The organism is Celerinatantimonas diazotrophica (assembly GCF_004339545.1).
Lineage (GTDB): Bacteria > Pseudomonadota > Gammaproteobacteria > Enterobacterales > Celerinatantimonadaceae > Celerinatantimonas > Celerinatantimonas diazotrophica.
Genome location: NZ_SMGD01000012.1, coordinates 286998 through 301305, shown reverse-complemented (window position 1 = coordinate 301305; position 14308 = coordinate 286998). Strand labels below are relative to the sequence as shown.

Sequence of the window (14308 nt, the reverse complement as noted above, 5' to 3'; positions counted from 1 at the left end):
GGAGAAAGCATATGGACGATTATATTCCACTTCAATTTGAATGGCATACTTTGGAGCATTTGTCTGAACCTTCATTGCAGGTTAGTGAATTACTGCATGAAGTTGATATTGATTATGATGCTTCATTGGATTTTTTATTGACTGTGCATTCAGACAATAAACTGGTTAGCTGTGCCGGGCTTGCTGGGTCGACCATTCGTTGTGTGGCTGTTTCTCCCCAATGGCAGGGTGAAAATCTAGCGGTTCGAGTGCTCAATGAAGTCGAGAATTTTGCACATGAACAAGGGAGAACCCATCTCTTCCTTTATACCAAGCCAGAGAATCGGGATATTTTCGGCCAATGCGGTTTTTATCCATTGGTTGAAGCGCCCAATCAGGCTTTATTGATGGAAAATACACCGGTTGGGATCCAATGGTATTGCCAGAAGCTTGCGTCATCACGACATGAATCCGGTGAGCAAGGTGCGATTGGCAATGGTACAAGAGGGGATTGCTGATCTGCCCCGGGTGACGGTCCATGCCGGTGGGGAATATTTAATTTCTAGGGCGACTTTTCCTAGGGACTATTGACCTTTCGTGATTAGTTTTGCAGAAATCTGAGAGGGATTTAGGCAAGGCAAACGTTGTGCCGTGTAGTTATTCTCCACAAAGAACGTTTAACGCTGGATAAATTCCTCTCAGATACTGCCCTTGGGGTTCATTTAAACGCATCCTGAACTTTGTTGCTCCCTGCTTGCTTCACTCTAAGCGACGCAGGGGGAGCCGCGTTCAAAATGCGTTTAATTTGAACAAAATTTAACCACCAAAGGTCAACAGTCCCTAGTTACTTTATAAAAGAGAGTCAGCAGGTCGAACATGCTTATGCAGCTATCGACTTATTATTGTTTCGTTGTTTTATTGGCCCAGCATTGGGTATTACCCACCGTTTTGTTGGGACTGAGCCGTATTGTCTTGTAACCGCAGCTTATAATGCCCAGATGTATTACTGGTTAGCTAATCGCGCTGTCACATCTTCGCCTGTTATTGATGTCGTTGAAATCCCGCGGGTTTGTGGTTCTAAGGGTAAACCGATATCAGCATCCGCAGTACGACAGCTGCTTCGTCAGCAGAATTTTCAGCAGGTCCACCGCCTCGTACCCAAGACGACCCTGTCAGTGATTCAACATCATGTTGAACCTCTTTCTGTTTAATATTTCATTTTTTAGGTAATTCATTATAAATATCGTGCAAGAGGCTATCGCGGGGATGCTGGAGTCCAGTGATCTCATGGTCAAAATATCCCCCGATCCTGAACGCTGATTTATTGGCAGTGAGTTATGTGCTGAGCCACTTTTCATCTTGATACTTGCTGAGTTCAAAGCTAGAGTCAGATTAAATCTTGTTTATGTTTCGACTTAATTTAAACAATCAGAGACCGATGGACCAGAAGTCGTGCTTCTTGCAAAAATCCATTTATTTTCTTCAAATTATCCGTCAGCGTCGTCCAAAATGCTCCCTTTGGTCTGGATTGTGTTGACTATTTTGGATTATGAGTCAGTTGTCGCTTGTTTTCGGGTCTCTATCGCTGTTAATCTGTTTTATCGATAATTACTGTAAAAGAATGATAAAAAATCAGTAGGTCCCCATCATGTTAAAGTTAAATGAATTGTCTAATCCAGTTGATGATCTTTCCGGTCGTTATCAGATTGTGTTAGTTCCTGGTATCGGGAACAGTCCAGAGGAACATTGGCAAAGTTACTGGCATGAACAATTTCCTTCTTGGTTAAGAATTAGTCAGAAACATTGGAAGGAGCCAGATTTATATGCCTGGACATTAGCAATTCAACGAACGTTGCGGACACTACCATCAGACGAGTCGGCTATTTTAATCGGACATAGTTTTGGAGCATTATCCAGTGTTGCTCTGAGTTTATCTGAACCCGAATCAATTGCGGCAATTGTTTTAGTGGCTCCTGCTGATCCTATTCGTTTTGAACTATCAGATGAGCTGCAAGCTAAGCCAACGTGCCCGGTACTGATGTTCGCGAGTCATAATGATCCTTTAATGGGATGGGAGCGAGCGAATCACTGGGCAGATACTTGGGGAGCGCAGTTAACCGATATGGGAGAAGCTGTTCATATTAATGCACAATCTGGGTTTGGTAAATGGCCCTGGGGGCTGCTTCATATCCACCAGTTTTTAGTTGAACACCTCAATAGTAACTAGGGCATGGAGACTGTAAATAATTCTGTGTAACAGTCAGGGTTACATATACTTAGTCTGTCTTCGAATATAATCATAAAGCGATTTAGCTTTTTGATGGGGTTGTCCACTGTTTAGACGCATCTTGGATCGCTAAGTTGAATTAAAATCTCCGGGGTCTTTGACAAAAACTTTGGGGCTTATGGCATCAACCACAAGGTAGGCGGTCTGGGCCTGGCTCGGCAAGCGTACCTCCCCTCAACGGTATGGGTTCGTTTACTGATGCAACTGTAATTGAGCTGCAAATCAACTTTGCGTATACGAAAACCGCGAGTTGGTAAAGCTTTCCCACCGAGCATTAGCTGAACCTCTTTCATCATCAAGGCCGTGACTCTGTGGGTTTGGTTACCACCGCAACGCCCAGCTTTATCGTCCATTCAGAAAAAACGAACTAAATTGTTTAAGTACCCTATTTACCCTATTGTGCGAATGCCCGTTGGTGATTTTACCTTTTGCCTTGCTCATAGAGCCTGGTTCACAAGTTGTCGATACGGATCAGCGCTTCACTTATCGAATTAATTCAAACAATGTTGAACTTGGGTCACTATGTACTCATCTTCTAGATCCTTGCCCACCATAAGTTGATGATTTAATAGACCAAGCATTAACGTAAAAAGCTCATCGCTATGAGATGTTGATACGTAGTTAGTAAGCATAGTCAGGTATTTCTGGTTGGCAGTATACATGCACGGGTCGTCAGCAATGTTTTCTAAACCGATGACGTCGATGTAATCCATCACCAGCTTAATTTCCTGAAAAAAACGAGGTGCGATTTGACGAAAGATCAGCAGGAAGTTTTCGATTTTCTGCTCAAGAGACGCTTCAGTTACTGATGGTCTAGATTCAAGAACAATGGCATCGAAGTTAACAATTGCCTCTGTGGCGGCTAGAAACAACTCATCTTTACTCTTGAAATAGTGGTAAACAGCGCTTTTGCTCATTCCAAGTTGTTCACAAAGCTGCCTCATACCAATATTTTTATAGCCATGTTCTAGGAATATTTTGGTCGCGTTTAAGGCTATTTCTTCACGTTTGGCATCATGATCAACGACTTTTGGCATCTGTATTTTTTACTCTATGAAATACTGAGATCCGCAGTATAGCATAGTGATTTTTATTTAGACCAAGTGGACAAAAACCTTTACTTCAGGTTCGAAACGGCTTATTTTTAAAAGACCAGATGGTCTAAATAAGATTATCGGGATTGACGATGGGCTGGGAAGTCGCCCCCGATAGGAGAAAAGAGCGATTCTCCCTAAAACCATCAATGAGCCATACATGATGAGAAGTCCAGAATTCGAGTCGTCTGAGGAAAACAATGATGAACATCCAAAATCGCATTTTAGTCGCAGGTTCTACCGGCTATCTGGGATCACATATCGTTCGCCAATTATTAGCGGATCAGGTTGAATTTAATGCATTGGCACGAGATAAAACTAAGCTGTTATCTATGGGGGTTGATGATGAGAATATTATCGAGGCTCAGATCACAGACCCTGAGTCGCTCGTCGGTATTTGTGATGGAATTGATGTGGTTATTTCATGTATCGGCATTACCAGACAACGTGATGGCCTGCATTACATGGATGTCGATTACAAGGCCAATATCAATTTACTGCAGCAAGCAGAGCATGCAGGTGTTCGTAAGTTCATCTATATCTCTGCATTTCATGCCCAGAAATATCCCGATGTCAGGTTGCTAGATGCCAAAGAACGTTTTGCTAAACGACTCTTGAAATCTGAAGCTCTCACACCATGCGTCATCAGGCCAAATGGCTTTTTTTCAGACTTAGAAGAGATGTATAACATGGCGACGGCAGGACATATCTATTTATTTGGCTCTGGCGATCTGAAACTCAACCCTATTCACGGCGCAGATCTCGCCAAGTTCTGTCTTGAAGCGGTAGATCAATCTGAACAAGAGTTAGAGGTCGGTGGCCCTGAAGTCCTATCGGGAAAGGAGATTGCTGAATTAGCTTTTTCAGCCCAAAGTAAACCGAGCAACATTACCTATTTACCCGACTGGCTAAGACGCTTGTTTTTAGCGGTGGTCAAAAGGATCCCAGAAAAATGGGGAGGGCCTTCAGAGTTTTTTTTAACGCTGATGGGGCAAGATGCTGTGGCGCCATGCTATGGCACACATTACCTTAAAGAGTTTTATTACAAGTTAAACGCTAAACGATAAGTTAGGAACAGAGCTCTAAAGCAGGTGTCGATGTGTTTATTCGGCCTACTATGACCTTATGAAGAAAAGCATTCATAGTAATAAGCATTTGGGACATTCTTAATCCAATACAGTGACTTACAAGTCACTGCAATACAACAAAATCAACTCAATCAAGTTTTTTCACCGCAAGACTCTTTTCATGATTTATTCAGATTAGCAAGCGTAATCAAGACTCAGGGAGTAACTTGGATCAGCACAGGCCTCAGCATTGGTGTAACTCAAGAGAGACCAATTTGTGAACAAATGATCGATAGCAATGGACCCCAAACAGGGTTCATCATTCTAATTTTGGCAGGGATTGGGGGATAGTCGAATCTGAAAGTGATGCTAAAGCACAAATAGCATCTAGATGCTTTAATCACAATAGTGGAAGATTGATGCCCTGCAGAACCTGGGGGTTATCTCTATCTTCTCAATATCCGTCATATATCTAGGAGTCTACGAGCGTTTCTGGATGTGATTAAAGACAGGCCATGGTATTGTCTGTCCGTCATTCTGACTCACTAAAAGAGGTCTGTTCAATCGACAACTATTGGCCCCATCGCTATTCGATATAGGAAATAGATGACGAGAACGAATCGAAATTCTAGAGCAAAATCTATCTATGTATCTCTCTGATAAATTAGAATAAATGCCCTAATACATTAAGAATTTGCATTGACAAATCGTTCAGCACTCGCAAATAAATTATCACATATTTTTTTCTGCTTAACATACTCTGCGGTACCTTCAACCATAGAATCGAGGATTTCTTTCGCTTTATGGTATTCGCTAACCATCGAAGCAAACCGCTCTTCAAAGTTGCTTTTCTGATTTTTTTTACCTGATCTTCTAACTGCTCTTTTCATATATGACTTACCTCGTCGATCCCATAATTGATACTGTTCGCCTTCGCAACGATTATACTCTACTTTTACCTGTACCAATTGGGTCATTTCAGATTGAAAACACATTAATTTGCTCAAAATGAAATGCCGATTTAGTCATTACTCTATTCAGATATAATGCCTGGTACATCATTATTTAGCTGATATATGCTAAATAATCAAAGAAGCTTCTTATAATGAATATAATATTTAATTTAGAACAGCTAATTTTTGTTCTTTAGGTATTTTTTGCTCACGCAAAGTGTAATACCAATATAGTTTTCGATTAGTTCTTCGACTCATTTGATTCCTTACTTAGTACTTGAAGAGATCTCACCATAATGATGAAGCAGGTAAGACCTCAATTGGGCTACGACTTATAATACGATAACGTTAGAAGCATGGGGGCCTTTGCCACCTTCTTCGACATTAAAGGATACATTTTGACCTTCAGCTAATGTTTTGAAACCGTCGCTAACGATTGCACTGAAGTGAACAAATAGATCCGCACTACCATTCTCAGGTGTGATAAATCCGAAGCCTTTTGATTCGTTAAACCATTTTACTAAGCCAGTTGTTTTATTTGACATATTTTTCTCGATAGATTAATTAAATTGAAAAGGAAGCTACTAAATAAGGATGAAGAAAAAGGTATCGCAGGATAAATATGACAAATTAAATCAAAAAAAGCTGAGAAGATCTTAAACTAAATATTTTATCAATAGCTCACTGTTTGAGCTGATGAGTACTATACACTATATCTACACAATAGATATCTATTTTTTCTTTTATTTTTAGTGCTTATCCCAATCACCTACTTCAAACCAGGCCGCAGAACAGCTCTATCTTGGCTTAATAAAACAAAATTCTCTCTTAGAGGAACAAAGTTAAGACAACAATCATCTATATTTTTTAAAGTCTACGGCTTAACTTGCTTTTTGTACGTGGCAGACCTTCAGATAACGAGCCAACGCTCGCCACAACACGAAGCTTGACGCTGAGGCAACTCAAGAAATGATGGTCCAGACACAACCCAACGTTTAGAAACGCTTCAGGTTTGGCACTAAAACCAGTTTCCCCAGCAGGTCATGCGACTCAAGTAAAGCATGCGCTATAGCGTAGTCAGCTAGAGACAACACCTGCGAGACTTTCGCTTCCATTGCACCGGTTTGGAGTAATTTCGCGACACAGGCCATGTCACAATGATCAGAGCGCATTAAAATAAACTTAAACTGCTTCGCCTGCTGTTTCGCCAAACGAGACATTTCTTCGACATTATGGGGGAGTAAGGTAACAAGCGTTCCTCCCTTTTTCAAAAGGGGTAACAATGCGCGAGTATTATCGCCACCAGCTGTATCAAGAATATAGTCAAAATCCTGAGGATATTCAGACCATTGAGTCTGCCGATAATTAATGTAATGCGCGACACCCAATGATTGAATAAACTCTTTTTTATCTAGTGATGACGTGCCAAAAACATCAGCACCAAGAGACGATGCTAGCTGCACAGCCATATGCCCCACGCCTCCAGAAGCTCCGAAAACCAAAATTTTATCACCCTTTCTAATTAAAAAATCAGGTCTAAGAGCCTGCCAAGCCGTTAATCCGACCATCGCTGCGGCCGCACATTGCACATGTGAAATGGTTGTGGGTTTAAACGCCAAGTGATCCACATGAACGGCGACATATTCGGCATGCGTTCGCCCTAACCCGGGAAAGCCAACAGAACCAAAAACTTGATCGCCAGGCTGATACTCGGTAACGTCTGGGGCGCACCCGATAATGGTTCCCGAAACATCCCACCCCAGAATCATAGGTAACTTCACTAAGGCGTGGTTAGCGGCACCTTGACCTCTTCGAGTTTTAATATCAATCGGATTTAAAGAGCTCGCCTCAACTTTCACTAATACATGTCGTTTGGATAATGATGGTATCTCAATATCTTTAAGCGATAACTTATCGATCCCACCAAACTCATCAACCATCAGTGCTTTCATTATGTAGCCTCGTTCAAATTTACGGGAGTTGTCATCATAGACTCTTGGCTTATCTGATATAATGCAGCATTAATCACTTATAATGCTGCAAAAATGCAGATGTTATAGCGACAGGACAAATCATGAACTGGGACAATTTACGATACTTCCTTTGCGTCGCCCGAACCGGCAGTGCTCGGGCCGCCGCGCTTAAGATAGGAGTGGATCAAGCAACCGTCGCCAGACGATTGCAAGCTCTTGAACAAGCACTCGATACACAATTATTTTATCGCCACCGTGATGGCTATCAGTTAACCGAGGCGGGTACAGCACTCATTGCTGAGGCAGAGTTGATGGAATCTTCGGCTAAGAGTATCCAGAAGAAAGTCTGTGAACCGGCGTCTAAATTATCTGGAAAAATTTGTATCGCAACGACAGATGCGTTGGCACATTACTTTGTTCTTGAGGCTATAACACAACTGAAAAAGACGGCCCCAAAAATTAGCTACACTATTTTAGCCAACATCAAACTGGCGAATATGAGACAAGAGGATGTTGATATCGCGATCCGCAGCGAACGACCAACCGATAATGGACTCATCGTCAAACTTCTCAAAACAACAACATTGGGATTTTTCGCCAGCGAAAGCTATTTGCGCCATCATGGCGAGCCTAAAAAAGGAAGCGGATTTTCTGGCCACCAGCTTGTTATGTATCACCAACAAACACTGCCCAAATACTGGCAAACGCTATGTGGTGAATCCATTAACCACGCTCAAATCGCCCTAGAAACGGACTCTCAAAATGTATTGATTGAAGGGATTCGCAAAGGCCTCGGCATCGGTGTCCTATCGACAGATATCGTGGCCAGTCATTACCCAGACTTAATACAAATCATGACCAGTAGTATTGATATCAAAGAAATATGGCTAGTGATTCACCCTGACAGCCATCGAACACCCCGAACCCAAAAACTAGTTGAGGCCATTACAGCCCTATTTGACTAGGGTCACATGAAGCGACGATCAGCGTAAATCTTACTCTGTCATCTTCATTATCGAGAAATCCAAACAACGCAAGACATGCACGAGCAACAGGTGTTTATCTAACCAATAGAGCGCTTAATGGCTAACGCTAATTTTTCTGGGTTTTCCCATGCCATTGAATGTCCTGCATCAGCAACAACTTCAACGCGAATGCGATGGTTCATCAATTCCGAAAAATCCGGATCCGGTAAGCTGTGACTGCCATAAATGTATGTTTTGGCAGTATCTAACGAATAGTAAATTTGACGCCAACTTGGATTGCAACCTTTGATCAAAGAAATTGCATTGCGATGGATCGCCATAGGTAAGCTGTTGGATATACTGGCAGCCCACTGAGTATTACCACTTAAAAGGCACTCTTGGAGCAACTCGGAATAGCCAAATTTTATAAAATCAGATTCACTATAACTCGCAATTTTCTGACTAAAGAATCCCCCACCAGAATCGAGATTAGCTTCACTCAAAATGAGCGCTTGAACTTTATCCTGTACTCGATGAGCAAATTCAATAGCGACCGCCCCTCCCATACTATGACCAAAAATAATCCATTGGTTGACAGATAAATGATTAACGAATTCTTCAAGATATTTTGCATGATTAGAAATCGAATAATCAAATGAGGTCGTTGGCTTGTCGCTAAAACCAGAACCGATCAAATCAACCAAGATACGTCTATGGTTGGCCAACCCACTCATAGACACAACTTGTGGATAATCAAATGAAGAAGCACAACCTATCCCGTGAATAAAAATAATGGGGATTTCGTCACCGGGAAGATCGTGATATCGCAGCACTACATGATTATCGAGTTTAAACTCTTGCATTTTCCAAATCCAAGTTCCGCATATTACTCGGTGAATAATAGCATAAATACTGTTTTTATATACAGTTATATAAAGTAAATGAGAAGCGAGCTACTCAACGCTGATTTAAGCATTTCTAACCTTGTTTTAGAGCCGATAATGTCTCAGTATAATGCCTCTCAGCTATTGCAGCCGACTCATTGCGAATATGGCTAGGGACTGTTGACCTTTCGTGATTAGTTTTGCAGAAATCTGAGAGGGATTTAGGCAAGGCAAACGTTGTGCCGTGTAGTTATTCTCCACAAAGAACGTTTAACGCTGGATAAATTCCTCTCAGATACTGCCCTTGGGGTTCATTTAAACGCATCCTGAACTTTGTTGCTCCCTGCTTGCTTCACTCATTAAGCGACGCAGGGTGCGCCGCGTTCAAAATGCGTTTAATTTGAACAAAATTCAACCACCAAAGGTCAACAGTCCCTAGGCATTCATCTCAGACTTGGAGAAAACATGAAAATTGCAGTCATTGGTGCAGGTGCAATGGGATGCCTGTATGGGGCCTATTTAAGTCAATCTCACGATGTTTATATGATCGATGCTTTACCCGAGCAGGTAAATGCAATAAATAACCACGGCATCACTGTAAGCGAAGAAGATGGCCGACAACAGAATTATCCAAATGTTGTCGCTTATTTGTCAGGACAATGTCCTCAGGTGGTTGATCTAATCATTATCTTTGTGAAATCGACCTATACCGAGCACGCTTTAGCACAAAACCACCATTTGTTTAAACCTTCAACCATCGTCATGACACTGCAAAATGGTGCAGGCAATGACCGGAAAATATCCCAATATATTGCCCCTGAAAACATCATTATCGGAACCAGTAAGCACAATGTCGTCAATCTTGGTAATGGCTGTATTAACCACTCAGGAAGTGGTGTCACAAATATTGGTAGTAATTACGAAGCGACGCCTCTGATGACCAAGGTATCGGACCTACTAACTCAAGCAGGATTTGAGATCAACGTCGCTAATGATATTCAGCGCATTATTTGGAGTAAGTTGCTGGTTAATTTGTCAGTCAATACATTTACAGCCATCACTATGACCCCGATAGGCTATATGATAAAAAATGACAGCGCATGGGATTTTGCCAAAAGGCTCATCTACGAAGCAATTGAAGTTGCAGAAGCCGACGGCACTTATTTTGATCGCCGCGAAGCACTCGAAATGGTTAAAGATGTCTGTATCAAAGCAGAGGATGGTTATTCCTCCATGTATCAGGATCGCAAACGACGGGTGAAAATGGAAATTGATGCGATCAATGGCGCTATTGTCGAGCAGGCTAAACAATATGGCGTTCCAACACCATATAACACACTCATTGTCGCCTTAATTCATGCCATTGAAGGTGCCTACGATCTTTATGACTAAAAAAGAAGCATAAGTCAGTGGCGCAGCCAAGCTCACTTCCTACCCCTAAAAAGTATTTTGCCATCAGTGATGGATTGCCTTAATCCCTTTATAAAATAATGACAAAATTAGATGGATAAGGTCAAAATCATTGATTGACTCAACATTAAAAAACAATTTATATCTTTAATTAGGCGTAATTAATAAAATAACTCATCATGAATGAGGAGCTATTGAAAATGTATAAGTGAAAATATTCAATTAACCTAATGAACAGGCGACCTCATGAACATCAGCGAACACTGAGCTATACTCCTGCATAAAACTATCCCACTCCTCATGCACTTTCATCATGCTTATGTGAGAGAAATGACGACGAAACCAGTATTTGAATCCATTCTTACGGGCCCCAATACCATCAATAATAACTAATCTATAATGGTTTTTAGAAACTTCCTGAACAAGAACATTACTACAGTTAGCATCGTAAAATAAGATATGCTCTTTAAATACAAATGTTCTTAAATCTACGATGAGTTGATCTAATACCGATTTAGGTAATAACTTGTTCTGAATAACTTCAAATAAAGATTTAGAAGCACTGGAATCATAATTATAAATTCGTTGAAACATTAATCCAGTCCCTTCGGATGTATCAACCCAGCCAAAACATGGAGCAATATGTATCATATGTCGAAAATCATTAGAGAATATTTTTTTTAAATAAATATACTCTAATAAATTAGGATCATCTCGCTTCTTTCGATTCTTCTTTATTTTAATAACTTTATCAAAATCAGTCGGGTGAGCATAACAATAGCGATTATTCCCCTCGCCAATCAGAGAATCTGGATCTAGATTAACCATAACTTCTACTGCGTCCCTATAGCTTGTTACTTATTAAATATTTTAACTTGTTGATTTAATTTATTTTATTAGACATTGAAACCGTTCAATGGACATCAACAATCTTCATCAACTATTCATGATTTTGTCATATTTTTATAAAAAAAGTTAATTAAGTCAAGCAGTAACATTCTCACAGCAAGCCTGCTTACGAAACCACCAACCAGCTATGCTGTGTGACAATTTAACATTTAATAATGACTTATTTTCATATTAATAATAGCTATCAAGATCACATTTAATTATCCCCAATTTATCGTATAATATTCTGCTTTGCTCACCATCTTTTCTATCATGTACATTACGTGATCTATTTCGTGCTTTAGGCTAAAAAGCAAAAAAATATTTTGAGGTTGTTCCGTTTGCTATTATTTGTGGAATGACTTGGCCTCAACGTTCTTTTGATGAGCGGGAAAAGGATCTAAAGCCTTGCTCTGATTTTGCTATATATGCTGTATATATTGGGAAATATTCCCTGATTACGTACCTGTAGGGCATGATTACCACCATTCCTAAACAGTGAGTCTTGTTACAATCTTATCAATTTATCCTTTCAATAGCCGCGGACAGCTGCTCTGCAATGTGCTCAACAGTATGAAATGTAGCCCCTTATTCATTGGAGATGATAACGATAGGGATCAGGCAATTACTATTTTAGAAACGGTTATGTTTATCATCTCGCTTGCAAGCACGCACAATTTCATCACAGACGACAGCGCCTAGCTAGTTCGATTGTTTACAACCTTAAAAGCTATCAAATAGTTCGATGAACAACTGATTGCAGCAGTAATGAAATAACCTTTAAAGTCCATGGCATCAGCCATAACGGCTCAGTTTACCTAGGCAATAATTTGACACTGAATAGCATCTATCTTTAGCAAAGGTCTTATTTTATGTGATTTGTAGAAGATCGATTAACAATTCAGTTATAAAAAACGGCCTCTTGTCTCACTAAGAGTATAAAAACTGCGTGGTTTTCCCTCGAGGATAGAGCTGACAATCACCCGTTTTGTCCATTTAGCGACTCTATTTTGTTTTTAGGCTGTTCGAATCATTTATAATTTAATAAACTCATGGTAAAAGTCATACTAATCACCTTGAACCATTTATTATTTAACAGTTTGTCGGCAACCTTATGATTAGTTATCAGTTTGGACAAAATAAATTTAACTTTCGCGCAGCTGCGATCATGATTGAGCGTGAACATCTACTCATTCAACGCGAAGCTGATGATGATTTTTGGTCGCTGCCTGGCGGTCGAGTCGAATTATTTGAAGATTCTCAATCAACCATCCATCGTGAAGTGCGCGAAGAACTCGGTTGGGAAAATGATGTTGGACCACTGTGTTTTTATGTTGAAAACTTTTTCACCTTTAAGGGAGTTCATTACCACGAACTTTCTACTTATTTTCAGGTCAATCTGCTCTCTCCCCCTGAATTTATTCCTGAACACGATTTTAATGGTATTGAACAAGAAGTTGATGTTGTCTTTCGCTGGGTTGCTATCGAAGATTTAGGCAGCTATAACTTAAAGCCCAGTTTTTTAATGACGCGATTGATGCACCCTCTCCCACTTGCGGGAGCCGAATATCAAATTGAACAGGAGTCAGCCCCCGGGTCGACAGATAAATAACGGTGATTTAAATCGATGGGGGCAGCATAATCACTGTGCCAAAGCTGCTGATGGATAGTTTCGATCTGTTCAGCAAGTGAAGGGAACGGCACAACCAGTTCTACATTGCGTGAAAAGTCCAAATACCCACCTTCCCAATTACTTGTACCAATCCAGGCAAGTTTTGCATCAATACTCATTGCTTTAGAATGTAACACACGAGCATAAGCGATAAACGATTGGGAAGGCTGTGGGATAGTAATGATTTTAATGGTGATATTAGACAGAATAGCAAGACTTTTAACATACTGAAGTTCACTTTCACCGCGATACCAGTTCGATACTAATAACTCGACCTTAACCCCCCGTAGCGCTGCTCTGCGTAAAGCATCATCAATTGTCGGATAAAATACGCGATGCGTTAATGAAGGCTGCGCCAGTGGCAAATATTTCATCACCATAATACGAATATGAGTCTGTGCCCGATCAAGCAGTTGTACCAGCGCCAATTGCGAATCACCAATCGTTGGCGGATTATACGCATTCGGACTAGCAAGTAGCGTTGCTCTACTAAAATTGCCAGGAGAAATACGATGGTAATTCAAGGCTAAGATGGGAATATTTTGAGCCTGAAGATGCTGTGCATGCCAGTCAAAATCAAAAATAGTTTGAAGCTGTGCGACTATACGCTTATGACAAATGAGCAAACTCAATTCATGGATATGGCACATCGCTCGCCAATCAAAGTTATGGCTGCCCAGTGTCGCTTTTTGTCCATCTACAATGACATATTTAGCGTGCATGATCCCACCGCTGATCGACTGATAATCAATATATTGAATCTGAACTGACCGCAGTCCGGCCAATTGAGCTAGCGTGTGCCGTGTTGAAAGTGCCAGACCTTGCTTGGCAAGCAGGATGCGAATCGTAACGCCTCGTTGGCTAGCGCGCACCAAAGCATCGATAACTTGGCCAAACTGGCTTTGGGGCTGACAATTCAGATAAAATTGCGCAATATCAATCTGGTACTTGGCACTCTCAAATAGCTCACAAAAAAACGCCACGGGCTCCAAAACCTGTGTTTGTAAAAGTGATGTTTCAATAGGTTGCGTATAAATGAGCTGAAAGTCAGAGCCTTGTTTCATGACAACCTCATACATCTGCTATTAATATCTAAGTGATTAGAGTCAATATAGAAAATGATTATGACAAATTCG

14 protein-coding genes and 1 pseudogene are annotated in these 14308 nt (G+C 40.8%); 8 read left to right on the top strand and 7 right to left on the bottom strand.

What is annotated here, in order from left to right:
• The first annotated feature begins 11 nt into the window (after positions 1-11).
• The 4 genes and pseudogenes from EV690_RS07650 to EV690_RS07640 all read left to right on the top strand — a co-directional run bounded on the left by EV690_RS07650 (position 12) and on the right by EV690_RS07640 (position 2206).
• Positions 12-497, top strand: coding sequence for a GNAT family N-acetyltransferase (locus EV690_RS07650; protein ID WP_224054932.1), 486 nt, complete (start codon positions 12-14; stop codon positions 495-497).
• Positions 445-570, top strand: a complete 126-nt coding sequence (locus EV690_RS18720) for a hypothetical protein (protein WP_224055065.1) — start codon at positions 445-447, stop codon at positions 568-570. Before EV690_RS07650 ends, EV690_RS18720 begins: the two co-directional genes overlap by 53 nt.
• A 248-nt stretch (positions 571-818) precedes the next feature.
• Positions 819-1190, top strand: a pseudogene (locus tag EV690_RS07645) (nucleotidyl transferase family protein); the annotation flags it as partial.
• A 437-nt stretch (positions 1191-1627) separates the two neighbouring features.
• Positions 1628-2206 (top strand): RBBP9/YdeN family alpha/beta hydrolase, encoded by a 579-nt coding sequence (locus tag EV690_RS07640; RefSeq protein WP_131912402.1) that lies wholly within the window; start codon positions 1628-1630, stop codon positions 2204-2206.
• 551 nt (positions 2207-2757) lie between these two features.
• Here the strand turns inward: EV690_RS07640 and EV690_RS07635 are convergent.
• Positions 2758-3303 (bottom strand): TetR/AcrR family transcriptional regulator, encoded by a 546-nt coding sequence (locus EV690_RS07635; RefSeq protein ID WP_131912401.1) that lies wholly within the window; start codon positions 3301-3303, stop codon positions 2758-2760.
• Positions 3304-3563: 260 nt separating this feature from the next.
• On the opposite strand from EV690_RS07635, the gene EV690_RS07630 reads away from it, so the two are divergent.
• Positions 3564-4427, top strand: coding sequence for an SDR family oxidoreductase (locus EV690_RS07630; protein ID WP_131912691.1), 864 nt, complete (start codon positions 3564-3566; stop codon positions 4425-4427).
• A gap of 686 nt (positions 4428-5113) precedes the next feature.
• Here EV690_RS07630 and EV690_RS07625 read toward each other — a convergent pair.
• The 3 genes from EV690_RS07625 to EV690_RS07615 form a co-directional block, all read right to left on the bottom strand.
• A complete protein-coding gene (locus tag EV690_RS07625; RefSeq protein ID WP_131912400.1) occupies positions 5114-5317 on the bottom strand; it encodes a hypothetical protein in 204 nt (67 codons plus the stop codon).
• Between the two features lie 395 nt (positions 5318-5712).
• Positions 5713-5925, bottom strand: a complete 213-nt coding sequence (cspE, locus tag EV690_RS07620; RefSeq protein ID WP_131912399.1) for a transcription antiterminator/RNA stability regulator CspE — start codon at positions 5923-5925, stop codon at positions 5713-5715.
• Positions 5926-6375: 450 nt separating this feature from the next.
• Positions 6376-7332 carry an NADP-dependent oxidoreductase gene (locus EV690_RS07615; RefSeq protein WP_131912398.1) on the bottom strand — a complete coding sequence of 319 codons (957 nt, stop codon included), beginning with the start codon at positions 7330-7332 and terminating at the stop codon, positions 6376-6378.
• 122 nt (positions 7333-7454) lie between these two features.
• On the opposite strand from EV690_RS07615, the gene EV690_RS07610 reads away from it, so the two are divergent.
• Positions 7455-8318: a LysR family transcriptional regulator gene (locus EV690_RS07610; RefSeq protein WP_131912397.1), complete on the top strand. Its 864-nt coding sequence runs from the start codon at positions 7455-7457 to the stop codon at positions 8316-8318.
• A 98-nt stretch (positions 8319-8416) separates the two neighbouring features.
• On the opposite strand, the gene EV690_RS07605 is transcribed toward EV690_RS07610, so the two are convergent.
• The gene (locus EV690_RS07605; RefSeq protein WP_131912396.1) at positions 8417-9181 is read right to left on the bottom strand and encodes an alpha/beta fold hydrolase; all 765 of its coding nucleotides are present in this window, start codon (positions 9179-9181) and stop codon (positions 8417-8419) included.
• A 486-nt stretch (positions 9182-9667) separates the two neighbouring features.
• Between EV690_RS07605 and EV690_RS07600 the strand changes: the two genes are divergently transcribed.
• Positions 9668-10594, top strand: a complete 927-nt coding sequence (locus EV690_RS07600; protein WP_131912395.1) for a ketopantoate reductase family protein — start codon at positions 9668-9670, stop codon at positions 10592-10594.
• A gap of 240 nt (positions 10595-10834) precedes the next feature.
• Here EV690_RS07600 and EV690_RS07595 read toward each other — a convergent pair whose 3' ends face one another.
• Positions 10835-11440 (bottom strand): YrbL family protein, encoded by a 606-nt coding sequence (locus EV690_RS07595; protein WP_131912394.1) that lies wholly within the window; start codon positions 11438-11440, stop codon positions 10835-10837.
• A gap of 1174 nt (positions 11441-12614) precedes the next feature.
• Between EV690_RS07595 and EV690_RS07590 the strand changes: the two genes are divergently transcribed.
• The gene (locus EV690_RS07590) at positions 12615-13112 is read left to right on the top strand and encodes an NUDIX hydrolase (RefSeq protein ID WP_131912393.1); all 498 of its coding nucleotides are present in this window, start codon (positions 12615-12617) and stop codon (positions 13110-13112) included.
• On the opposite strand, the gene EV690_RS07585 is transcribed toward EV690_RS07590, so the two are convergent.
• Positions 13070-14236, bottom strand: a complete 1167-nt coding sequence (locus tag EV690_RS07585; protein WP_165872692.1) for a phospholipase D-like domain-containing protein — start codon at positions 14234-14236, stop codon at positions 13070-13072. The genes EV690_RS07590 and EV690_RS07585 overlap by 43 nt on opposite strands.
• Positions 14237-14308 lie beyond the last annotated feature (72 nt).